This window comes from Amycolatopsis thailandensis (assembly GCF_002234405.1).
In the GTDB taxonomy this organism is placed as follows: Bacteria; Actinomycetota; Actinomycetes; order Mycobacteriales; family Pseudonocardiaceae; genus Amycolatopsis; species Amycolatopsis thailandensis.
This window is the reverse complement of record NZ_NMQT01000083.1, coordinates 53,781-76,520: the sequence shown is the minus strand read 5'-3', so window position 1 is coordinate 76,520 and position 22,740 is coordinate 53,781. Positions and strand designations below refer to the sequence as shown.

Sequence of the window (22,740 nt, the reverse complement as noted above, 5' to 3'; positions counted from 1 at the left end):
CGAGCCGGGAAAGGATTGTCCCGTGACGAATCTTGCGACGAATACCGAGAGCCTGGTGCCGGTGGAGGTGCGCGACGAGGCCGTCGCCGCCGCGCGCGCCGCGGCCGCGGCTTCGGGCGTCGAAATCCGCGAACTCACCGAAATCGCCGATCTGGCCGCGGTGGTCGGCCTGTTCGACTCGATCTGGCAGTCCGCTCCGGGCTCCCGGCCGGTGAGCACGGAGCTGCTCCGTGCCATGTCCACCGCCGGGAACTACGTCGCGGGCGCGTTCGAGCACGGCGAACTGCTGGGGGCCTGTTTCGGTTTCTTCGGGAACCCGGGAAAGGGCAGCCTGCACAGTCATATCGCCGGGGTCGCCCACGCCGGCGCGGGACGGGGGATCGGGCACGCGCTCAAACTGCACCAGCGCGGCTGGGCGCTGCTCCAGGACGTCTCGGTGATCACCTGGACCTTTGATCCGCTGGTGCGCCGCAACGCCTATTTCAACCTGGGGAAACTCGGCGCACGCCCGATCGGGTACCTGCCCGATTTCTACGGTCCCATGGAGGACGGCATCAACGGTTCGGGTGACACCGACCGGCTGATGGTCGGCTGGGACCTGACGAGCCCGGACGTCCGCTCCGCGGCGTTCGGCGAACCCGTCCTGATCGACGCGGGGGCGCTGGGCGCGGCGAAGGCGCTGTCGGTCGACTCCGACGGCGGTCCGAGCATCGGATCCGCCGACACCCCGACGGTGCTCGTCGCCGTCCCGTCCGACATCGAACGGTTACGCCGCACCGATCCCGGTCGCGGCAACGCGTGGCGCGTCGCCCTGCGCGAAGTCCTCGGCGGACTGATGGCGGACAACGCCCGGGTCGCCGGTTTCGATCGTGCCGGCTGGTACGTGATCTCGAAGGAGCAGTCGTGAAACTCAGCGGTGTGGAACTGCGCCGGGTCCGGATGCCGCTCGTGGCCCCGTTCCGGACGTCGTTCGGGACTCAGTCCGAACGGGAACTGCTGCTCGTCCGTGCGGTGACCCCGGCGGGCGAGGGTTGGGGCGAATGCGTCACGATGGCGGCGCCGGTCTACTCCTCGGAGTACAACGACGCCGCCGAACACGTGCTGCGGAACCATCTGATCCCGGCCCTGCTGGCCGCCGACGACGTGACCGCGTACAAGGTGACGCCGTTGCTGGCGAAGTTCAAGGGCCACCGGATGGCGAAGGGCGCGCTGGAGATGGCGATTCTCGACGCCGAACTCCGGGCGCACGAACGGTCCTTCGCGGCGGAGCTGGGGTCCACTCGCGACACAGTGGCCTGCGGTGTCTCGGTCGGGATCATGGACTCGATCCCGCAGCTGCTCGACGTCGTCGGCGGGTACCTCGACGAGGGCTACGTCCGCATCAAGCTGAAGATCGAACCCGGCTGGGACGTCGAGCCGGTACGGCAGGTGCGGGAGCGCTTCGGTGACGACGTGCTGTTGCAGGTCGACGCGAACACCGCGTACACCCTGGGCGACGCGCCGCTGCTGTCCCGGCTCGACCCGTTCGATCTCCTGCTGATCGAGCAGCCGCTCGAAGAGGAGGACGTGCTCGGCCACGCCGAACTGGCCAAGCGGATCCGGACGCCGATCTGCCTCGACGAGTCGATCGTCTCCGCCAAGGCCGCGGCGGACGCGATCAAGCTGGGCGCCTGCCAGATCGTCAACATCAAGCCGGGCCGGGTCGGCGGCTACCTCGAAGCCCGCCGGGTGCACGACGTCTGCGCGGCGCACGGGGTCGCGGTGTGGTGCGGCGGCATGATCGAGACCGGGCTGGGCCGGGCGGCCAACGTCGCGCTGGCGTCGCTTCCCGGCTTCACACTGCCGGGTGACACCTCGGCGTCCGGCCGGTTCTACCGCACGGACATCACCGAGCCGTTCGTGCTGGACGCGGGGCACCTGCCGGTGCCGACCGGGCCGGGCCTCGGCGTGACCCCGATTCCCGACCTCCTGGATGAGTTCACCGCCGAGAAAGCGTGGATCGGTTCGTAGCGAACTACGAATTCCGGGGTTAGATTTGGTCGAAGCGAACCAATCGGTTCGGTGAGACCGGGTTTAACTTCGGGGGGTGCTGACACCGGTGCCCAGCAAGCCGCACACGAGTTTGGGGCGCGTTCTCGAAGACCTCGGGGACGTGCTCCTGGAGCCGGTCGCGGTCGGCCGGACCACCCGCAAGCAGCTCGGCGGGGTGGTCATCCACGATCCGCACGACGAATCCGACATCCCTGGCGGAGCCGTCGTGCTCGGCGTCGGGGTGCGGGAGCAGGACGAGGTCGTCCGCCTCTTGCGCGACGTGGGCGCGAGGGGCGCGGCGGCGCTCGTCGTCCGCTCTCCCGTCACCCCGACGCCGGAACTCCGGCGCGCCGCGGATTCGTCCGGGGTCGCCCTGCTCGGGCTCGCGCGAGGCGCGTCCTGGGCCCAGCTCGCCGCCATGCTCAGGACCCTGCTGGCCGAGGGCGACGTCGGCGAGGTCTCGCCGCAGACGCTCGGCGGCATGCCTTCGGGTGATCTCTTCGCGCTGGCCAACGCGATCGCCGCGCTCCTGGACGCGCCGGTGACCATCGAGGACCGGAACTCCCGTGTCCTCGCCTTCTCCGGACGACAGGACGAGGCCGACCCTTCCCGCGTCGAGACCATCCTCGGCAGGCAGGTGCCGGAGCGGTTCACCCGCGGTCTGGAACAGGACGGCGTCTTCGAACGGCTGTACCGCGACCACACGCCCGTCTACGTCGACCCGCAGCGCTACGAAGACATCGAGATCGTCCTTCCCCGGGTGGCGCTCGCTGTCCGGGCAGGCGACGAGATACTCGGCTCGATCTGGGCGGCGGTGCGGGAGCCGCTCAGCGAGGAGCGGACCCAGGCCCTGATCGACGCCACCAAACTCGTCGCACTGCACATGCTCCGGCTGCGCGCGGGCGCCGACGTCGAACGACGGCTTCGCGCGGACCTGGTGAGCACGGCGCTCGAAGGCGGTTCCGGGGCGCCGGAGGCCATCGCCCGGCTCGGCCTGCTCGGCCAGCCGTCGATCGTGCTCGCCATGGGACTGCTCGGCGCGCCCGCGCTGGAGGACGACCTCCGGCTGGTCGCGGATCGCCAGCGGGTCGCCGACGCGCTCGCCATGCACCTCAGCGCCGTACAGCCGCGCTCGGCCGTCGCTCTCGTCGGCGACGTCGCCTACGGCATCGTCCCGATGCCGGGCAGCCACGACGACTGCCAGGAGCGTTCGGTGCGGGTCGCGTCGACCTTCCTGGAGCGCACCGGGCGACGGGCGGCCGCCGCGATCGGCATCGGCCCGCTCGCGCTCGACGGCTCCGGCCTGCGTGCCTCACGTGACGGCGCGGACCGGGCGTTGCGCGTGCTGCTCACCAACGCCGGCGCGAAACGGGTCGCGACCGCCGACGACGTCCACGTCGACGCGCTCATGCTGGAACTGGCCGACCTCGCCGCGGCCAGGGGAGACGTCGCGACAGGACCTGTCGCGCGGCTGCTCGCCTACGACGCCCAGCACCAGTCACAACTGGTGCACACCCTCCGGTGCTGGCTGGACGCCTTCGGTGACATCGGTGCCGCGTCCGCCGCCGCCTACGTCCATCCGAACACGTTCCGCTATCGCTTGCGGCGTCTCGCGGAAGTCGGGGAAATCGACCTCGACGACGCGGGCGAGCGGTTCGCCGCGATGGTGCAACTACGGCTGTTGCCCCGCGACGCGCGGACAGGGCCACCGGGCGCCGAAGACTGACGTTGGTCTCCCGGCCCGAAACGGCGCCGGATGTTCGTGAAATCGCACGAACTCCGTCCGCCGAGTGCGTTTCAGAATGAGTGATCGGCGCCACCCTCGCCGTTCTCCTTCTCTCCCAACGTTTCCGCGGAGGCGCCATGACGGCAGTGGTCAATGAGGACACCTGGACAGCGCGGCGGATCAACCGGACGGCGCTCATCACCATGGTGGTGATGGTCTTCGCCTGGGCGGTCGACTACATCGACCGGTTCTCCATCGGGATGGCGCTGCCGATGATCGGCGCCGAGTTCGACCTCAGCAAGACCCAGCAGGGCTGGCTCGTGACCGTCTTCGCGCTGGTCTACATGGTCTGCCAGATCCCGGCGGGATTCCTCGCCGACCGGTACGGTTCGCGGGGGCCGATGCTGGTGACGTTGCTGGCCTGGTCGGCGTTCACCGCGATGACCGGGATGGCGGGCACCTTCGGCATGCTGTTGGTCGTCCGCGGCCTTTTCGGCGTATGCCAAGGTCTTTTCCCGGCGGCCTCGTTCAAGGCGATCGCCGAACGGACCACTCCCGGCAACCGGGCGACGGTGACCGGCGTGATGCTGTCCGCCGGCGGGATCGGCGCGGGACTCGCGCCGCTGATCGTCGGCCCGCTGCTGATGGCCCTCGGCTGGCGGCACACCTTCTTCTGGATGGCCGGGATCGGCGCGATCATCGGCGTGGTCGTCTGGACGCTGTTGCCCAAGCCGCTGCCGAAGTCGTTGAGCAGTCTTCCCCGCACCGAGGCGAGCACGCCCGAAGTGTCGCGCAAACAGGTGCTGAAGTCCTTTGTGGTCTGGAAGTTCACACTGTTGTTCTGCGCCACCAACATGCTGAACTACGGCCTGATCACCTGGGTGCCCAGCTATCTGCTCGAAGCGCGGGGCTTGACGCTGAATCAGACCGGGGTCCTCGCGGCCATCCCGATGCTGGTCAGCATCGGCACGACGATCCTCGGCGGCTGGCTGTTCGACAAGTACTTCCACGACCACGGCCGCTGGTATCTCGGTTCGATCGCGCTGGTGACCGTGGCTTTGCTGACACTGATGGTGAACGCGGACAGCACGGCGGAATTCACCCTCTACGAGACACTCGCGCTCGCGGTGTTCGGCATGGCGACGATGGCCGTCTTCGGTCTGCCGCTGCGGGTTCTGCCCACGGCCGTCACCGGGATCGGCATGGGAGTGATGAACTTCGGCGGCCAGGTGGCCGGCGCGGTCGCTCCGGTGGCGATGGGCTGGCTCGCCGACGCTTTCTCCTACACCGCGGCGTTCGGTTTCCTCATCGGCACCACGTTCCTCACCGCGGTGATGGCGTTCTGGGTGCCGCAGAATCCGGCGCAGTTCACCTTCTCCCCGGCGAGTCCCAGGGGCTGAAGGGGCCCTTCACCGCGTCAGATGCGACGAAAGCGTCCTTCGCCGCGTCGCATGCGGTGAAGGGCCCCTTCAGCCCACCCAAAGCAGACAGGAGTTCCATGACCACCGCGTCCCAAGTCATCGCAACGATCAACGCCCGAGCCAAGGAGGTCGGCGTCCGGGTCCGGCTGCACGCGGCCGAAATCGACGGCGCCCGGCGGATCGGGATCGACGAGAACGCGCCCGTCGTCACGGCGTCGGTCTTCAAGGTCCCGATCGCGCTGGAGCTGGCGAGGCAGGGCGCCGAGGGTGAGCTCGACCTCGGCGAGCCGGTCACCGTCCCGGCCGGGCACCCCACGCCGAGCCCGTACGGCCTGGCCACCTTCCGGCACGAGATCACGATGTCCTGGTACGACCTCGCGATCCTGATGATCGGGATCAGCGACAACGTGGCCACCGACCTGATCCTCGCCCGCGTCGGGAAGGAAGCGACGGCCAAGACGTTGCGGCGCCTCGGTTTCGAGCACACCACCGTCCCGCAGGACTGCCGCGAGGTGCTCGACAGCATCGGCGAAGACCTCGGGATCTCCTACGAGGACGATGAGAAAGCGCTGTCCGAGCTGTCGATCGAGCGGATACACGCGTTGCGCGCGCTGCAACCGGCGCACACCTGCGCCACGACGGCCGAGGAGATCACCCGGCTGCTCAGGCTGATCTGGCGGGACGAGGCCGCGTCGCCGTCCGCGTGCGCCGACGTCCGGCGCTGGCTCGACCTCCAGGTGTGGCCGCACCGGCTGCGATCCGGGTTCCCGGACGACGGGATCCGCGTCAGCGGCAAGACCGGGACGCTGCCGTCGGTGCGCAACGAGGTGGGTGTGGTCGAGCACCCGGATGGCGGCCGTTACGCGGTAGGGATTTTCACCGACGCCGTCGACGGGCGGTCGCGGGTGCCGGAGCGGGACGCGTTCATCGGCTTCGCCGCGGCGCAGGCCGTCGAATGGCTCAGGCTTCCCGAGGCCGGGGGCGAATGATTCGTCCGCCTGGATGAATTTTCTCGCCGCTCTCGTCGTTCCGCACGAACCGGTGACGCCCGGCACCGTCTTAGCATTCCGGGAACTGCCGGTCCACTCTTTCCACGGACAAGGATGCCCATGTCGAAACTTTCCGAAATCGATGCCTGGCTCGCGGACAACTTCGCCGAGCTCCTGGCGAAGCATCAGGTACCCGGCGCGGCCGTCGCGGTCTTCGCGAACGGCCAGGTGATCGACCACGCGGCCGGCGTCCTGAACAAGAGCACCGCCGTGGAGTCCACAGTGGACTCGGTCTTCCAGATCGGCTCGATCACCAAGGTGTGGACGACCACGCTGGCGATGCAGCTCGTCGACGAGGGCAGGCTGGACCTCGACAAGCCCGTCCGCGACTATCTTCCCGAGTTCGTCCTCGCCGACGACGCCGCCGCGGCGCGGATCACCGTGCGGCAGCTGACCTGCCACACCTCCGGCTTCGAGGGCGACATCTTCACCGACACCGGACAGGGCGATGACTGCGTCGCGAAACTCGTGGCGACCCTCGTCGACGTGCCCCAGCTGTTCGAGCCGGGGGAGATGTTCTCCTACAACAACGCCGGGTACTGCGTGCTCGGCAGGATCGTCGAGGTCCTGCGCGGCAAGTCCTACGACGACTGCCTGCGCGAGCACCTGTTCGCGCCGCTCGGGCTGACCCACGCCGCGGCCGGGCCGTACGACGCGATCCGCTACCGCGCCGCGATCGGCCACGTCCAGCCCGCTCCGGACGCCGAGTCGGTCGCCGCGCCGGTCTGGGCGCTGACGCGGTCGAACGCCCCGGCGGGCTCGCATCTCGCGATGCGCCCGCGCGACCTGCTCACCTTCGTCCGCATGCACCTCAACGAAGGCCGCGCGGACGACGGCACCCAGGTCCTGAAGCCCGAAACCGCCCGCGCGATGTGGGAACGCCAGGTCGAACTGCCCTACCTCGGCCTGATGGGCGGCGCGTGGGGCCTCGGCTGGATGATCTTCGACTGGGACGGCGGCCCGGTGATCGGCCACGACGGCGGCACCATCGGCCAGTCGGCGTTCCTGCGGGTGGTGCCGGGCAGCAACGTCGCGGTGGCGCTGCTGACCAACGGCGGCAAACCGCTGCACCTCTACCTGGACGTCTTCCGGAAGGTGCTGGGCGACCTCGCGGGCGTCGAGGTCCCGCCGCTGCCCGAGCCCGACGCCGCGGAGGCCCCGGCCGACCCGTCCCGCTTCGTGGGCGAGTACTCGTCGCAGGTGGCGGAGATCGTCGTCAGCCAGGACGAGGACGGCGACCTGTGGCTGGAGCGCACGCCGAAGGGGATCTTCGCCGAGCTCGGGACCGGGCCGGAGAAGAGCAAGCTGCTCGGCTACAAGGGTGACACCCTGGTGGTGGCGCACGACGGGCTCGGCCTGCACATGCCGCACGCGTTCGTCGGTGACGACGGCACCGGCCGCGCGTTGTACGTCCACACCGGCCGCGCCGACCGGCGGGTGAGCCGGTGACGGCGATCGTCGAACGGATCGAAGCGGTCTTCGCGAAGGCGGGGGCGCGCGGGTTCGTGCACGCGCGCGAGGTCGGCGCCCCCGGCGGCCCCGAAGTCGGCGTCGGTGCGGACGACCCGGTCGTACTGGCGTCGGTGTTCAAGATCCCGGTGGCGGTCGCCTTCGCCCGTGAGGTGGCCGCCGGACGGCTCGACGACACCGAGCGGACCCGTGTCACCGCGCGCTACCGGATCGGCGGCATCGGCACCGCCGGCTGCGCGGACGACGTCGAGATGAGCTGGCGCGACCTGGCGCATTTCATGCTGACGATGAGCGACAACGCCGCGACCGACGTCGTCTACTACCGGGTCGGGCAGGAGGCCGTCGACAAGGTCCTCACCGATCTCGGACTGACCAGGACGCGGCTGATCGGCTGCTGCGAAGACCTCTTCGCCTCGGTGATCGCCGATCTCGGCGCGAAGCCGGACGACGACCTGGAGGCCGTCTTCGCCGCGGCCACCGAGGAACAGCTGTGGAAGCTCGCGGTGCTCGACCCGGAACGCACCACGGCGTCGACGCCGCGTGAGATCACCGAACTGCTGGACGCGATCTGGACCGACCGCGCGGGCGACCCGGCCGCCTGCGAACGCGTAAGGGCGATCATGGCCCAGCAGATCTGGCCGCACCGGATCTCGTCCGGTTTCCCCGCGGGAGTGACCATCGCGGCGAAGACCGGGACGCTTCCCGCGGTCCGCAACGAAGCGGGGGTGGTGACCTTTGTGGACGGTCGCCGGTACGCCGTCGCGGTGTTCACCCGCGCCGACTCCCTCGCCGATCGCCAGCCCGCGATCGATTCCGCCATCGGCGAAGCCGCCAGCCTCGCCGTCGAACACCTCCGTGCGCAGACCGTCACCCAGTAGGAGAACCGCATGAAGAAAGCCCGGCTCACCGCCGCGATCGCGAGCGTGGTGGCCTTGACCGTGAGCGCGTGCGGGGGACGTCGCAATCCGGGCAGGACCGGACCGCGAACCAGAAACTCACCGAAGGCAAGACCTTCACCATGGCGATCGGGACCGACCCGGGAGCGCTGGACCCGGCGATGACCGTGCTCTCGACCGCTCTCGAAATCGGCCGCTACCTCTATGACAGCCTGATCAACCTCGACGAGACCGGGAAACCGATCCCGGGACTCGCCGAGAAGTTCGAGGCCACCACGACCACGGCCTCCTTCACCCTGCGGAACGGAGTCACCTGCGACGACGGCGCGCCGTTGACCGCGAGCGACGTCGCCGCGAACATCAACTTCGTCGGGGACCCCGCCAACAAGTCCCCGATGTCCGGGCTCACCGTCGCGCCCGGAACCAAGGCGACCGCCGACGACGCGGCCCGGACGATCACCCTCACCAGCGGGGCGCCGGACGCGTTCCTGCTGCGCAACCTCGGCGGGATGCCGATCGTCTGCGGCAAGGGCGTGACCGACCGGCAGGCGCTGGCCAAGGGGAAGTACGGCACCGGCATGTTCACCATGACCGAGATCGTGCCCAACGACCACTACACCCTCACCCGGCGGAAGGACTACGCGTGGGGACCGGGCGACTGGAAGCGCGACCAGCCTGGTTTGCCGGAAAAGGTCGTCTTCCGGGTCGTCCAGAACATGACGACCACGTCGAACCTGCTGCTGTCGGGTGAGCTCAACGCCGCCCGGATCACCGGTCAGGATCAGCAGCGCCTCCGCGCCCAGAAGTTGTTCCACGGCGAGATGGTCGTGCCGATGGGCGAGATGTTCTTCAACCAGGCGCCGGGCCGTGCCGGTGCCGATCAGGCCGTCCGCCGCGCGCTGGTGCAGGCGCTCGACCTGGCCCAGATCGGCAAGGTGCTCACCAGCGGCGCCGGGGCGCCCAGCCAGGGCATGGTCACCACCGAACCCAGGGCGTGCGCGGGCGACGCGGTGAGCGGCAAGCTGCCCGCGTTCGACGTCGCCGCGGCCAAGTCGGCCCTCGACGCGGCCGGGTGGAAGCCGGGCGCGGACGGCGTGCGGGTCAAGGACGGCAAACGGCTCGCGCTCACCGCGATCTACGGAACCCAGCTGGGGCCGACGATGGCTTCCGCGGCCGAATTGATGCAGCAGTCGTGGAAGGCCGCCGGCGCCGACGTCACGCTCAAGGGCCTCGACAGCCCGGGGACCAGCAGGTGCTCTTCAACACCGGTGAGTGGGACATCTCGCTCGCGCCGGTGACCCTGTTGCTGCCGAGTCAGGTCAGCTCGTTCGTGTCCGGGCCGAAGCCGCCCGCCGGGACGAACTTCGCGCACATCGAGAACGAGAAGTACACGTCGGAAGCCGCGAAGGCGGCGCAGCTGCCGGGTGACTCCGGCTGCGCGACCTGGCTCGCCGCGGAATCGGCGCTCATCGAGCGGCTGGACGTCGTGCCGTACGTCAACTCGGTCGTCCCGATCTTCGGCAGCAACGCGCGGTTCAAGGTCAACTTCGGCACGATCGAACCGTCGAGCGTCCGGATGTACAGCTGATGGCGGTCGCGCTCGCGCCGTCGGGACTGCGCGGCAGCCCCTGGCTCTCGTTCGCGGTGCGCCGCCTCGGCCGGTTCGCGGTTTCGCTGTGGGTGCTGGTCACCATGGCGTTCCTGATGATCCAGCTGATCCCCGGCGACCCGGTCCGGGCGGCGCTCGGGCTCACCGCGCCGGTGGAACTGGTGAACGCGCGGCGGGCGGCGCTCGGCCTCGACGATCCGTTGTGGTCGCAGTACGTCCACTACCTCGGCGGGCTGGTCACCGGTGACTTCGGGACGTCGATGACGAGCGGGCAGCCGGTCTCCGAGGTGATCGGGGACCGGCTGCCCGCCACCCTCCAGCTGGCGTTGCCCGCCTTCGCGGTGGTGATCGCGGTGGCGATCCCGCTGGGCCTGCTGTTCGCCGTGCTGACCCGGGGCGGACGGCGCCGGGGCGGCGAACTGGCCTTCACCTCGACGACCGTGCTGCTCGCGGCCATCCCGGAGTTCCTGCTCGCCGTCGCGCTGGTCGCGTTCTTCGCGGTCCGGCTCGGCTGGTTCCCGGTCGCCGGGAACGCGGACGCGACCTCGTTCGTGCTCCCGGTGATCGCGCTCGCGCTCGGCCCGGCCTCGGTGCTCTCCCGCATCGTCCGGGTGGAGACGCTTTCCGTGCTGGGCAACGACTTCATCCGCACCGCGCGGGCGAAACGGTTGCCCGCGCGGCTGGTGTACCTGCGGCACGCGCTGCCGAACGCGCTGACCGCGACGCTGACCATGGGCGGGCTGATGCTGACCGGGATGGTGGCGGGGACGGTGCTGGTGGAGACCGTGTTCGCCTGGCCCGGCCTCGGTTCCACCATCACGCAGTCGATCCTCCAGAAGGACTATCCGCTGGTGCAGGCGATCGTGCTGGTCTACGGCATCGGGGTGCTGCTGGTGAACCTGACGGTGGACGTGCTGCTGGCCGCCCTCGATCCGCGTTCGACGATCCGGGAGAACTGAGATGGCGAAATGGTTCGCGGCCCTGCGCACGCCGGTCGGCGCGTTTTCGGCGGTCCTGCTGTTCCTGGTGCTCGTGCTCACGGTGTTCGCCCCGATCCTGTGGCACGACAACGCCTTCGAGATCGACACCGAGGCCATCGCGCAAGGGCCGTCGGCGGCGCATTGGCTGGGCACCGACGACCTCGGCCGCGACATCCTCTTCCGTGTCCTGGTGGCGACCCGGCTTTCGGTACTGCTGGCGGTGTTCGCGACGGTGATCGGGGTGGTGACCGGACTCGTCCTCGGCACGTTGCCGTCGCTGCTGCCACGGCCTGCCGCCCGGCTGATCACCTCGGCGGTGAACATCGCTGTCGCGTTCCCCGGGCTGCTGCTGGTGCTGTTCTTCTCGGTCATCTTCGGGGTCGGTACCCACGGTGCGGTGCTGGCGGTCGGGTTCGCGCTGGCACCGGCGTTCGCCCGGCTTGCGCAGACGTTGTCGGCTTCCGTGGCGGGTCAGGACTTCGTGTCCGCCGCGCGGATCTCCGGCGTCGGCCGGATCCGGCTGCTCGTCCGGCACGTCCTGCCCAACATCGGTGAAACGCTGGTGGTGAACGCGACCATCGGCGCGGGCGCCTCGCTGCTGGCGTTCGCCGGGCTTTCGTTCCTCGGCATCGGTGTCCAGGCGCCGGAGTACGACTGGGGACGGCTGCTCGGCGAAGGGCTCAACGGGATCTACGTCAATCCGGCGGCGGCGCTCGCGCCGGGTGTCGCGGTGGTGCTGGCCGGGCTCGCCTTCAACCTGGCGGGGGAGACCGTGGCCGGCGTGATCGGTGTCCGCACCGGGCTGCGCAAGCTCGCACCGCGGAAGGCCGTTCCCGCCAGGGAGAGCGTCGCCGAAGACCGTGACGACGCCGTGCTGGTGGTCGAGAACCTCCAGGTGGCTTTCCCCCGTCCGGCGGGCTGGACCGTGCCGGTGCGCGGCGTGAGCTTCACCGTCCACGCGGGCGAGGCGATCGGCGTCGTCGGAGAGTCGGGTTCGGGGAAGAGCCTGACCGGGCTGGCGGTGTCACGGCTGGTCGAAGCGCCGGCCGTGGTCACCGCGGACAGGCTCGATTTCGCCGGGAAACCGTTGCTGAAGACCCCGGAACGGGAGTCGCGCGGGCTGCTCGGCACGTCGCTGGCGATGGTGTTCCAGGATCCGATGACCTCGTTCAACCCGACCAGGCGGATCGGCCGTCAGCTGGCCGAGGTCGCCGAACAGCACCAAGGCCTTCCGCGTGCCAAGGCGTTCGAACGGGCCGTGGACCGGTTGCGCGCGGTGCGGATCCCGGCCGCCGAACGGCGTGCGAAGCAGTACCCGCACGAGTTCTCCGGCGGGATGCGGCAGCGCGCGATGATCGGCATGGGGCTGATGGGCGACCCGCGGCTGATCATCGCCGACGAACCGACCACCGCGCTCGACGTCACCGTGCAGCGGCAGCTGTTACGGCTGCTGGCGCGGACAAGGGCCGAACGGGACACGGCGATCATCCTGATCAGCCACGACATCGCGGTCGTCTCGCAGACCTGCGAGCGGATGCTGGTCATGTACGCGGGCCGGGTCGTGGAGGACATGCCGTCGGCGGGGACGCCGAGGCATCCCTACACCAGGGCCTTGCTGGCCGCGACGCTCGACCTGGAGACCGATCGTGACGCGCCGCTCGCGGTGATCCCCGGCCGTCCGCCGGAACCGGATCGCGTGCCCACCGGCTGTGCCTTCGCCGACCGGTGCCCCGCGGTGACCGACCGGTGCCGTCTCGAAGACCCGGTGCTGGAACGCGTGGAATCCGGGCATCGCGTCGCGTGCTGGGAGGCGTCTTCGTTGCCCGTCAAGGAAACCGTGACCGCCGGAGGTGCGGAGTGAGCGATCTCGTCTTCGACGCGGTGAGCGTGCGATACGGCGGACGGCGCGGTCTCACCGCCGTCGACCGGGTCGGGCTGACCGTCCCTTCCGGACAGGTCGTCGGGCTCGTCGGCGAATCGGGCTCGGGCAAATCGACGCTCGCCCGTGCCGCCGTCGGGCTTTCGCCGGTCAGCTCCGGACGGGTCCTGCTGGGCGGGGTGGACGTCCGGAAACTGCCAAGGCGTCCTCCGTTGCAGATGGTGTTCCAGGATCCGTATTCCTCTTTGGACCCCCGGATGAGCATCGGGGAGTCGATCACCGAGGCGATCCCGCGCGGTGTCCTTTCCGGTCGCGGCGCACGCCGGGACGAGGTCGCCCGGCTGCTGGAACTGGTCAACCTCGATCCGGATCGCGCCGGGCACCTGCCACGGCAGCTTTCCGGCGGCCAGCGGCAACGGGTGGCGCTCGCCCGCGCGCTGGCCGGACGGCCCGAGGTGCTGATCGCGGACGAGATCACCTCGGCGCTCGACGTCTCGGTGCAGGGCGCGGTGCTCAACCTCGTCCGGTCCGTGCAACGGCGGCTGGGCCTGTCGATGCTGTTCATCTCCCACAACCTCGCGGTGATCCGTTACCTCAGCGACGTCGTCGCCGTGATGTACCTCGGCCGGATCGTCGAGGTCGGCCCGGCTGAGCAGGTGCTCACGGATCCCCAGCATCCCTACACCCGTGACCTGCTCGCCGCGGCGCCTTCCGCGCACACCTCCTTGCTCGGCACCGGTGAGGACGCGGCGACCGCCGACACCGAGCCCGCCGACCCGCACCATCCGCCCGCCGGATGCCGCTACCACACACGCTGTCCGGTCGGCCCGCTCGTGCGCGCCGACCGCGAGCTCTGTCTCCAGGCGGATCCCGCCGCCGACGCGGCACACCGACGTCATTCGGCGGCCTGCCATTTCAGCGAAAACGAGAGCCGCCGGCTCGCGATCCCCAGAGGAGCAAGCGCACCATGACCCGACGTCTCGGTCTCGACGACCTGTACGGAATCGCCGTCCCCAGCCAGCCTTCGCTGTCGCCGGACGGCGAACGGATCGTCTACGTCCTGCGCACCGCGGACCGCGACGAGGACCGGAACACGCACACGCTCTGGGAGGTCGGCGCCACTACCGGAGAAGCCCGGCAGCTGACACGCGGAACCGCCGACCTGGCGCCGAAGTGGGCGCCGGACGGCGCGCGGATCGCGTTCCTCCGCGCCAAGGACGGCCCGCCGCAGCTGTGGTTCCTGCCGTCGTCGGGCGGGGAGGCCGAACAGATCACCGAACTCCCGCTCGGGGCGGGCTCGCCGGTGTGGAGCCCGGACGGCGGCAAGATCGCGTTCTCGGCCGCCGTCGACCTGGCCGGTGGCGAACCCGCGCCGAACGCGCCGGTGGTGGCGGACCGGCTGGACTTCAAGGCCGACGGCGCCGGGCTGATCAAGACCATCCGCAAGCACCTGCACGTCCTCGACGTCGCCACGAAGGAAGTCCGGCAGGTCACCTTCGGCGATTGGCACGCCGGCGACCCCGCCTGGTCGCCGGACGGCACCCACCTGGCGTTCTCCGCCGGGCGGGACGCCGACGCGGACCTGACTTTCCGTTCCGGTGCCTACGTTCTCGACGTCACGACGAAGACGTCCGAGCCGCGGCTGGTCGGCTCCGGTGAGGGTATGGCGGGCACCGTCGGCTGGACCGCGGACGGTGACGCGCTGCTGGTGGTCGGCCGGGCCGACACGCGGGTCGGTCACCTCGGGCTGCTGCGGGTCCCGCTCGACGACGGCGAGTCCGTCGACCTGGCGGCTTCCTTGGACCGCAACGTGATGGCCGGTGGCGCGGGTTACCCGGGCGCGCTTCCTCAGCTGACCGCGGACGGCGGTTCCGTACTGTTCGGCCTCCGCGACCGCGGCTGTACCCATCTGTACCGAGTGGACGTCGACGGCGGGAATCCGCGCGCCGTCCTGGCGGGCGCCGGCAACGTGGTGTCCGGAATGGACATCGCGGGGGCCCGAGCGGTGGTCGCGCTGGCCACGGAGACCTCGTTCGGCGAGATCGCGGTCGTCGATCCGGAGACAGGCGACGTCGACGTGCGCACCCGGCACGGCGCCGCTGTCGCCGAGATCGAGCTTTTCCGGCGCGAGGAACGGGAATTCACCATCGGCGACGGCACCGTCGTCCACGGCTGGCTGCTGCGGGACCCGGCCCGCTCCGGCGCCGCGCCGCTGCTGCTCGACATCCACGGCGGCCCGCACAACGCCTGGAACGGCGCGGCCGACTCGGTCCACCTCTATCACCAGGCGCTCGTCGCGCGAGGTTGGGTGGTGCTGCTGCTCAACCCGCGAGGCAGCGACGGTTACGGCGAGGACTTCTTCACGGGCGCCGTCGGCGCGTGGGGCACCGCCGATTCCCCCGACTTCCTCGAACCGCTGGACCAGCTCGTCGCCGAAGGGATCGCCGACGCGGACCGGCTCGCCGTGTCGGGCTATAGCTACGGCGGGTTCATGACCTGCTATCTGACCAGCCGCGACAACCGTTTCGCCGCCGCCGTCACCGGTGGCGTGGTCAGCGATCTGACCAGCATGGGAGGTACCTCCGACGCCGGGTACTACCTGGCCGTCGGCGAACTCGGCGGCACGTCCTGGGACCAGGCCAACGAGCAGTTCTCGCCGTTCTCGAAGGTCGACCAGGTGCGGACGCCGACGCTGGTGATCCAGGGCGCGGAGGACGATCGGTGCCCGGTCGGCCAGGCCGAGCAGTGGTTCGGCGCCCTGCGGGCGCGCGGCGTCCCGTCCCGGATGGTGCTGTACCCGGGCGCGTCGCATCTGTTCATCCTCGACGGCCCGCCCTCGCACCGGCTCGACTACAACCGGCGGATCCTCGACTGGGTCGAGCAGTACGCCGTGCCGGTGGGCGGAGTGTCGCGGGTGCCGATCGAAGCGGAGCACTGGCGACGGCGCCTGGCCGAACTCGCGCGCAAGCACCGCGTCCCCGGTGCCGCGCTGGGCATCACCCGGGTCGGCGAAGACGTGGAAGGCACTGAGGTACACGCCTCCTACGGCGTGCTCAACACGGCGACCGGGGTCGAGGTCACCGAGGACTCGGTGTTCCAGATCGGGTCGATCTCCAAGGTGTGGACCTCGACCGTGGTGATGCAGCTGGTCGACGAAGGGCTCCTCGATCTGGACGCGCCGATCTCCGACGTCGTCCCGGAACTGCGGCTGGCCGACCCGGACGTCGCCAAGCAGGTGACCATGCGGCATCTGCTGACGCACACCAGCGGGATCGACGGCGACGTCTTCACCGACACCGGCCGTGGTGACGACACGCTGGAGCGCTACGTCGAGATCCTCGACCAGGCCGCGCAGAACCATCCTCTCGGCGAGACTTTCTCTTACTGCAACTCGGGTTTCGTGCTGATGGGCCGGGTGATCGAGAAGCTCACCGGGCAGACCTGGGACGCCGCGATGCGGGAGAAGCTGTTCGCCCCGCTCGGCCTCACCCACACCGTGACCCTGCCCGAGGAAGCGCTGATGTTCCGTGCCGCCGTCGGTCACGTCCCCGACGCGGACAAGGAACCGCGGCCCGCGCCGATCTGGGGACTGCCCAGGAACATGGGCCCGGCCGGCCTGATCACCGCCACGACCAAGGACGTCCTCGGATTCGCCCGGCTGCACCTGACCGGCGGCCTCACCCCGGCCGGTGAGCGGATCCTGACGACCGCGTCCGCGACCGCGATGGCCTCGAAGCAGGCCGACATCCCCGACAAGCATTCGCTCGGCGATTCCTGGGGGCTCGGCTGGATCCGCGACGACTGGAGCGGTCAGCGCGTCATCGGCCACGACGGCAACACGATCGGACAGTCGGCGTTCCTGCGACTGCTGCCCGCCCAGGGGCTCGCCGTCACGCTGCTCACCAACGGCGGCAACACCCGCGACCTGTTCCAGGAGCTGTACCGGGAGATCTTCGCGGAACTCGCCGACGTGGCGATGCCGAAACCGCTGGAGCCGCCCGCGATCCCGGTCACCGTCGACGGTTCGAGGCACGTCGGCGTCTACGAACGGGCCGGGGTGCGGATGGAGGTTCTGTCCGAAGGGGACGGTCTCCGGCTGCGGCAGACCGTCACGGGTCCGCTCGCGGACTTGATGCCGGAGAAGACGATGGAGTTCGACCTGGTCCCGGTGGCCGACTCGCTCTACGTCTGCCGGGAGCCGGGTGCCCAGACCTGGATGCCGGTGACCTTCTACACCTTGTCGACCGGTGAGCCGTACTTGCACTACGGCGTGCGCGCGACGCCGAAGGTGTCCTATTGAGGGGAGTCAAATATGACTTTCCTGACCGCTGTTGCGTCGGCGGCGGATGTTCCCAATGTCGCATTCGTGTCGCTGAGCGTCTCCAATGCGACATTGGGAACAAGGACCGGGAACAGGAGCCCCGAAAGACCAGCCGGGCAGGCCGTGTGTTCACGCCCTGCGTTTGGCCACGTAACGGATGATCAGAAGCACGATGCAGACGACCGAGACGGCGCCCGCGATCATGCGGATGGTCCCGTCCATCCCCGCGAACTGACCGATCGAGTTGGTGGCGGCGCTGACGAGGAGGACGAGCCAGAGAGAGGCGGTGACCAGGACGCTTTTGCTGTCGTTCATGGGAAAGACGCTAGGGAAGGGCAAGGTGGGGAACCAGGGGAGTGACCCCCGATCGCGGGTGGTGCTGGCGCTACCCCGGAAACGGCGTGCGTTCTTGGATCCGTGACAGTTCGGCCGGTACCGGGCCGGGATGCACGATCTCCAGCCGCCGGGTGGCGCGTGTCATGGCGACGTACAGATCGTTGTGTCCCAAGGGGGTGGCGAGGATCGCGGCCGGGTCGATGATCAGCACGGAATCGAATTCCAGTCCTTTGGCCTGGACGGGTGTCAGTACGACGACCGGATCGGTGATCGCGGTCGTCATGGCGAGGCGCAAAGACCTCCTGAGCATGGCCAGGTGGGCGGGCGGGGTGATGATCGCCAGCCTGCCGGAGGTGTGCCCGCCGGCGATGTCGGCGACGACGTGGGGCAGTTCGGCGAGCGTGGTGCGCCGTCGCCGGGGTGATTCACCGGCGGCGCGTACGGATCGGGGCGGTCGCAGGCCGGGATGGTGTGCGGCGAACAGGTCGCCGGTGGCGGCCATGATCTCGGCCGGGGTTCGATAGTTGATGGTGAGCTGGGCCAACCGCCAGCGATCGCGCACATGCGGTCGCAGTGCGCGATCCCAGGACGAGGCCCCTGCCGGATCGCTGGTCTGGGCGAGGTCGCCGACGATGGTCATCGATCTGGTGGGGCAGCGGCGCATCACCATCCGCCAGGCCATCGCGGACAGTTCTTGCGCCTCGTCGACGACCACGTGCCCGAACGTCACCCTGGCCGCGGCGCTGGTTTCGCCGAGGATCGCGGCCGCCTCGTCCAGCAACGGAATGTCCGCCGTGCTCCACTGCCCGGCCGGGTCGGCGAACAGGCCGGTCACCACTTGCCGCGCGGTCAGCGGGGGCCACAGCCCGTCCAGCATGCGGCACACCGCACCGTCGGTCAGCAAAGCGCTGCGCAGGCGGGCGACGTCGTCCTCGTCGAGCAGGCGCCTCGGGCCGTCACGGTCGTCCTCCCGGCCGGGGTCGATCACCACACCGGCGGCGGCCAATGCCCGCAGGTCGGCCGGGCTGAGCCGCCCGTCGGCGCTGCCGCCATCGATGGCGTCGCCGCTATCGGTGAACACCACGCTCTCCAACTGGTCGGTCAGGCGCTGAGCCATCAGTTCGACGAGCCGTCGCTGGAACACCAGCCGAGCCTGGTTGTGCGGTAATCCACTCCGGGTAGCCATGTCCAGCGCGCGGCGGCAGTCACTCGGATCCAGCCGCACCGTCTGCTGCTCGAACTCCACCTCGACCGGCTCATCGGGCACGCGCACCCGCGACCGCACCGCGGCGGCGATCCGGTCGGCCATGTCGGCCCCGCCTTTGACCTCGGCGATCTCCGCCGGGTCCGTGCGGCCGATCCGGATGTCCGGACGGAGCAGGGCGATCGTGCCCGTCACCACGGCGTGTTCGCCCAGCCCGGGGAGCACCTGCCCGATGTGGTCCAAGAAGACTTCGCTGGGGCCGACGATCAGCACACCCCGTGTGCGCAGGTGCGGACGGGTGTACAGCAGGTAGGCCAGCCGGTGCAGTGCGACCGCCGTCTTGCCCGTCCCCGGTCCGCCCTGCACCACCAGCACTCCGGCGTATCCGTCGCGGACGATGTGGTCCTGTTCGGTCTGCAGCGTGGTCACGATGTCGCGCATCCGCCCGGTTCGATCCGCCGCCATCAACGCGGCCTCCCCGACCAAGGCGCCTTCCTCGGCGGTATCGGCCGTATCCGGAGCGAGCAGTTCGTCGTCCAGCGCGAGGACCACCCGGCCTCGGGTCGTGATGCGCCGTCGCCGTCTCACCCCGTGCGCCGCGGCCATGGTCGCGGTGTAGAACGGCTGAGCCGCCGGCGCCCGCCAATCGAGAAGCAACTGCTCGTCGTCCTCGTCGTGGAACAACCCCAGTCGGCCGACGTAGACACGGCGCCCGTCACGCAGGTCCAGCCGCCCGAAGCACAGTCCGTCCTCAACGGACTCCAGGCGAGCCAGTTCCGCCTGCCACAACGCCATCGCGTCCCGATCGGCATCCCGGGCCGCGGACAGCCGGGTCGCCGCGTGCGCGCGCAGGGTGTCCAGCCTGGCGTACAGGGCGGTCACGTACTCCTGTTCGAGGACAAGCTCGCGATCGGTCTCGTCGCTGGTCGGCACCCCTGAACTCCTCGCCGTTCGATGATCGATGACATCGAGGGTGCACGGCGATATCGCGAAGAAACAGTCTTGTTCTTCCCGGCGGCTTCAGCCGGTCGACACGAGGCTGGGCGGCCGGCAAGGGCGAGCCACGGCGCGACGGCCACGACCGACCTCGGCCGACAGGGTGTCGACCCGTATCCGCCCGCGGCTCCTGAGCGTCCGCCGCCAGCTGTGGGCGACTGACCACGACGCGAACTTCGAGTGGCGGACCGAGGCGATTCACGAAGTGTTCGTCACCGAGGACCGCGAAGCCGGTTCTTCCCCGACCTGGTTGGGCTGATCGGGCGCGCAGCTGATCAACAGCCGGGCGGTGTGCGCGATGTGGTCACGCAGCAGTTCCTGCGCGTGATCGGCGTCGCGCGCGAGAACGGCGTCGAGTAGCGCTCGATGCTCGGCGGCGACGTCGCGGCCGGGTTCGTTGCCGAGGGATACCGACCACTGCCGGTACAGCTCGGCCTCCTGTCGCAACGACCGCGCCGCGTCGAGCAGCCGCTGGTTGCGGCAGCCGGCCAGCAGCGCGTGATGGAAGGCCGCGTGCGCCTGCGACCACTCGTCGGACAGGTGGTCCGGATCGGCCGGATCGAGATACGGCGCGCGTTCCAGAAGGTGGTGCGCGGCAACGGCATCTGCCTCCCAGCGTGTGTCGCCTTCCCGCACCGACAGCCCCAACACCAGGGCCTCGATCTCCGCCCGCGCCTGCGTCAGTTCGGCCAGATCCCGATGGGACAGCGGCCGGACCAGATAACCCTGACGCGGCCTGGCCACCACCAGTCCTTCGGCGACCAGTCTCGTCAATGCCTCGCGGGTGGCTCCGACGCTCACTTGGTAGCGGTCGGCCAGGTCCGGGAACTTGAGCCGGTCGCCCGGTATCAGCCGACCGGCGAGGATGTCGGCGCGCAACGCCTGGTGGATGCCGTCGGTGCGGGTCGCTCCGCCGCTCTTGGTCATGGGTTCCAGTCTAGCACTTTACGAATCTGGGTTGAACTTTCGAAAGTTTGGGGTTAGTTTCGAATTCAGGCCGCCGGCACCGAGGTCAAGGCGGCCGAATCCCGGAAAGGGGTAGTCATGAAACTGGCCAATGTGGACGGACGCGCGGTCCTGCTGACCGCCGACGACACCGGAATCGACGTCGAAACCGCGTCGGGCGGCAAGTTCGGCCCCGGCCTCGCGTCCGTTTACGAGAACTGGGACGAGTTCCGGGCCTGGGCGCGACTGCCGCCCGCCGAACCCGGCGTCGTCTTCACCCGCGCGCAGCTGGGCTCACCCTCACCGGCCCCGCGTCAGATCGTCGCGATCGGCCTGAACTACGACGCCCACGCCGCCGAGTCCGGTTTCGAGGCGCCGGAAGGACTTCCCCCGACGTTCACCAAGTTCGTCTCCGCGCTGACCGGCCCCGACGCGGAGGTCGTGCTGCCGGCCGGTGGCGACGTGGACTGGGAGGTGGAGCTCGTCGCCGTCATCGGCCGGACCGCCACCCGGGTCGCGGAATCCGACGCGTGGGACCACGTCGCCGGGGTGACGATCGGACAGGACCTCTCCGAGCGCGTCACGCAACTGGCAGGCCCCGCCCCGCAGTTCAGCCTTGGCAAATCCTTCCCGAACTTCGCGCCGGTCGGGCCGTGGCTGGTCACGCCGGACGAGCTGGCGAACCGGGACGACCTGGCGCTCGGCTGCGCGGTCGACGGCGAGACCGTGCAGGACGGCCGCACCCGCGAACTGATCTACCCGGTCGCCAGGCTGATCTCCGCGCTGTCGCGGACCATCACCCTGTATCCGGGCGATCTCGTCTTCACCGGGACCCCGGCGGGCGTGGGCATGGGCCGCACGCCGAAGCGGTTCCTGAGGGCAGGCGAACGCCTCGTCAGCTGGATCGAAGGCATCGGTGAGATGCGCCAGACGTTCGTCGCCGCTCAGGAGGACTGACATGGGCATGCACCGCCTCACCCGGGTCACCATGGGTGTCCCGAACGTCGCGGAGACCATCGCCTACTACTCCGAGTTCGGGCTCACCCACCTCGGCGACGGGGCCTTCAGCACTCGCGACGGCGGCGAACAGCTGCGGATCCGGCACGCCGTATCCCGGCGGGTGCTCGAACTCGGAGTGGGCGTCGACGACGTCGACGACGTCGCGCGGGCCGCGTCACGGCTGGAACGACTCGGCGTGACAGGCGGCACGGACGGCACCGCGGTCACCGCGATCGAGCCGGTTTCCGGGTTCACCGTCCGCGTCGAAATCGCGCCGAGAATCGCGCAGCAGCCCGTCCCGGCCACCCCGTACAACGGGCCCGGCCGCGTCGAGCGGTTCGGCCGCGCGCCCGGAGTGCTGCGCGAGGACCCGATCCGGCCCAGGAAACTCGGCCACTGCGTGGTGGGCACGACCGATCTCGAAGCCACCATGGGGTTCTTCACCAAAGGACTCGGTTTCAAGGTCAGCGACTACATCGGGAACAAGGGCGCCTTCATGCGCTGCTCGGTCGATCACCACAACGTGCTGGCGCTCGCGGCGCCGGTGAACTTCCTGCATCACACGTCCTGGCAGGTCGACGACATCGACGACGTCGGGCGAGGCGCGGCGGCGATGCTGGCAGGCGACGCCGAGCGACATGTCTGGGGCCTCGGCAGGCACCACGCGGGATCCAACTTCTTCTGGTACCTCAAGGATCCGGCGGGGAACTTCAGCGAGTACTACGCCGACATGGACTGCATCCCCGAGGACGAGATCTGGACTCCGGAAGTCTTCGAGGGCGCCCAAGGCCTCTTCAGCTGGGGCCCGCCCCCGCCACCGTCGTTCCTGGCACCGGACGACCTCGCCGCGCTCATGACCGGTCAACACGCACCCTGAT

The 22,740-nt window shown here is 69.8% G+C and carries 18 protein-coding genes; 15 read left to right on the top strand and 3 right to left on the bottom strand.

Annotation, left to right across the window (positions count from 1 at the left end; all coding sequences use genetic code 11):
• Positions 1–22: 22 nt before the first annotated feature.
• The 13 genes from CFP71_RS23150 to CFP71_RS23095 all read left to right on the top strand — a co-directional run bounded on the left by CFP71_RS23150 (position 23) and on the right by CFP71_RS23095 (position 17,361).
• Positions 23–907 (top strand): GNAT family N-acetyltransferase, encoded by an 885-nt coding sequence (locus CFP71_RS23150; RefSeq protein WP_093936061.1) that lies wholly within the window; start codon positions 23–25, stop codon positions 905–907.
• Complete coding sequence (gene menC / locus CFP71_RS23145; protein ID WP_093936039.1) at positions 904–2,010, top strand: o-succinylbenzoate synthase; 1,107 nt, start codon at positions 904–906, stop codon at positions 2,008–2,010. Before CFP71_RS23150 ends, menC begins: the two co-directional genes overlap by 4 nt.
• Positions 2,011–2,086: 76 nt before the next feature.
• Positions 2,087–3,757: a PucR family transcriptional regulator gene (locus CFP71_RS23140; protein ID WP_093936038.1), complete on the top strand. Its 1,671-nt coding sequence runs from the start codon at positions 2,087–2,089 to the stop codon at positions 3,755–3,757.
• Positions 3,758–3,894: 137 nt separating this feature from the next.
• Positions 3,895–5,157 carry an MFS transporter gene (locus CFP71_RS23135; RefSeq protein WP_093936059.1) on the top strand — a complete coding sequence of 421 codons (1,263 nt, stop codon included), beginning with the start codon at positions 3,895–3,897 and terminating at the stop codon, positions 5,155–5,157.
• A 98-nt stretch (positions 5,158–5,255) separates the two neighbouring features.
• The gene (locus tag CFP71_RS23130; protein ID WP_093936037.1) at positions 5,256–6,167 is read left to right on the top strand and encodes a serine hydrolase; all 912 of its coding nucleotides are present in this window, start codon (positions 5,256–5,258) and stop codon (positions 6,165–6,167) included.
• Between the two features lie 120 nt (positions 6,168–6,287).
• Complete coding sequence (locus CFP71_RS23125) at positions 6,288–7,676, top strand: serine hydrolase domain-containing protein (RefSeq protein WP_093936036.1); 1,389 nt, start codon at positions 6,288–6,290, stop codon at positions 7,674–7,676.
• Positions 7,673–8,575 carry a serine hydrolase gene (locus CFP71_RS23120; protein ID WP_093936035.1) on the top strand — a complete coding sequence of 301 codons (903 nt, stop codon included), beginning with the start codon at positions 7,673–7,675 and terminating at the stop codon, positions 8,573–8,575. Before CFP71_RS23125 ends, CFP71_RS23120 begins: the two co-directional genes overlap by 4 nt.
• Positions 8,576–8,643: 68 nt before the next feature.
• Positions 8,644–9,891 carry an ABC transporter substrate-binding protein gene (locus tag CFP71_RS23115; RefSeq protein ID WP_425266633.1) on the top strand — a complete coding sequence of 416 codons (1,248 nt, stop codon included), beginning with the start codon at positions 8,644–8,646 and terminating at the stop codon, positions 9,889–9,891.
• Positions 9,846–10,181 carry a hypothetical protein gene (locus CFP71_RS45625; RefSeq protein ID WP_425266632.1) on the top strand — a complete coding sequence of 112 codons (336 nt, stop codon included), beginning with the start codon at positions 9,846–9,848 and terminating at the stop codon, positions 10,179–10,181. The genes CFP71_RS23115 and CFP71_RS45625 overlap by 46 nt, the downstream gene beginning before the upstream one ends.
• On the top strand, positions 10,181–11,161 hold the full coding sequence (locus CFP71_RS23110) for an ABC transporter permease (RefSeq protein ID WP_093936034.1): 981 nt from the start codon (positions 10,181–10,183) through the stop codon (positions 11,159–11,161). The genes CFP71_RS45625 and CFP71_RS23110 overlap by 1 nt, the downstream gene beginning before the upstream one ends.
• Position 11,162: 1 nt before the next feature.
• Entirely contained in the window at positions 11,163–13,043 is a 1,881-nt protein-coding gene (locus CFP71_RS23105) for a dipeptide/oligopeptide/nickel ABC transporter permease/ATP-binding protein (RefSeq protein ID WP_093936033.1), read from the top strand.
• Positions 13,040–14,032 carry an ABC transporter ATP-binding protein gene (locus tag CFP71_RS23100; protein WP_093936032.1) on the top strand — a complete coding sequence of 331 codons (993 nt, stop codon included), beginning with the start codon at positions 13,040–13,042 and terminating at the stop codon, positions 14,030–14,032. The genes CFP71_RS23105 and CFP71_RS23100 overlap by 4 nt, the downstream gene beginning before the upstream one ends.
• Positions 14,029–17,361 (top strand): serine hydrolase, encoded by a 3,333-nt coding sequence (locus CFP71_RS23095; RefSeq protein ID WP_093936031.1) that lies wholly within the window; start codon positions 14,029–14,031, stop codon positions 17,359–17,361. The genes CFP71_RS23100 and CFP71_RS23095 overlap by 4 nt, the downstream gene beginning before the upstream one ends.
• Positions 17,362–17,511: 150 nt before the next feature.
• Here the strand turns inward: CFP71_RS23095 and CFP71_RS23090 are convergent, their stop codons facing one another.
• The 3 genes from CFP71_RS23090 to CFP71_RS23080 form a co-directional block, all read right to left on the bottom strand.
• Positions 17,512–17,697 carry a hypothetical protein gene (locus tag CFP71_RS23090; RefSeq protein ID WP_093936030.1) on the bottom strand — a complete coding sequence of 62 codons (186 nt, stop codon included), beginning with the start codon at positions 17,695–17,697 and terminating at the stop codon, positions 17,512–17,514.
• A gap of 70 nt (positions 17,698–17,767) precedes the next feature.
• Complete coding sequence (locus CFP71_RS23085; RefSeq protein ID WP_093936029.1) at positions 17,768–19,855, bottom strand: HelD family protein; 2,088 nt, start codon at positions 19,853–19,855, stop codon at positions 17,768–17,770.
• 261 nt (positions 19,856–20,116) lie between these two features.
• Positions 20,117–20,845, bottom strand: a complete 729-nt coding sequence (locus CFP71_RS23080) for a GntR family transcriptional regulator (protein ID WP_093936028.1) — start codon at positions 20,843–20,845, stop codon at positions 20,117–20,119.
• Between the two features lie 117 nt (positions 20,846–20,962).
• Between CFP71_RS23080 and CFP71_RS23075 the strand changes: the two genes are divergently transcribed.
• On the top strand, positions 20,963–21,820 hold the full coding sequence (locus CFP71_RS23075) for a fumarylacetoacetate hydrolase family protein (RefSeq protein ID WP_093936027.1): 858 nt from the start codon (positions 20,963–20,965) through the stop codon (positions 21,818–21,820).
• A 1-nt stretch (position 21,821) separates the two neighbouring features.
• Complete coding sequence (locus tag CFP71_RS23070) at positions 21,822–22,739, top strand: VOC family protein (RefSeq protein ID WP_093936026.1); 918 nt, start codon at positions 21,822–21,824, stop codon at positions 22,737–22,739.
• Position 22,740 lies beyond the last annotated feature (1 nt).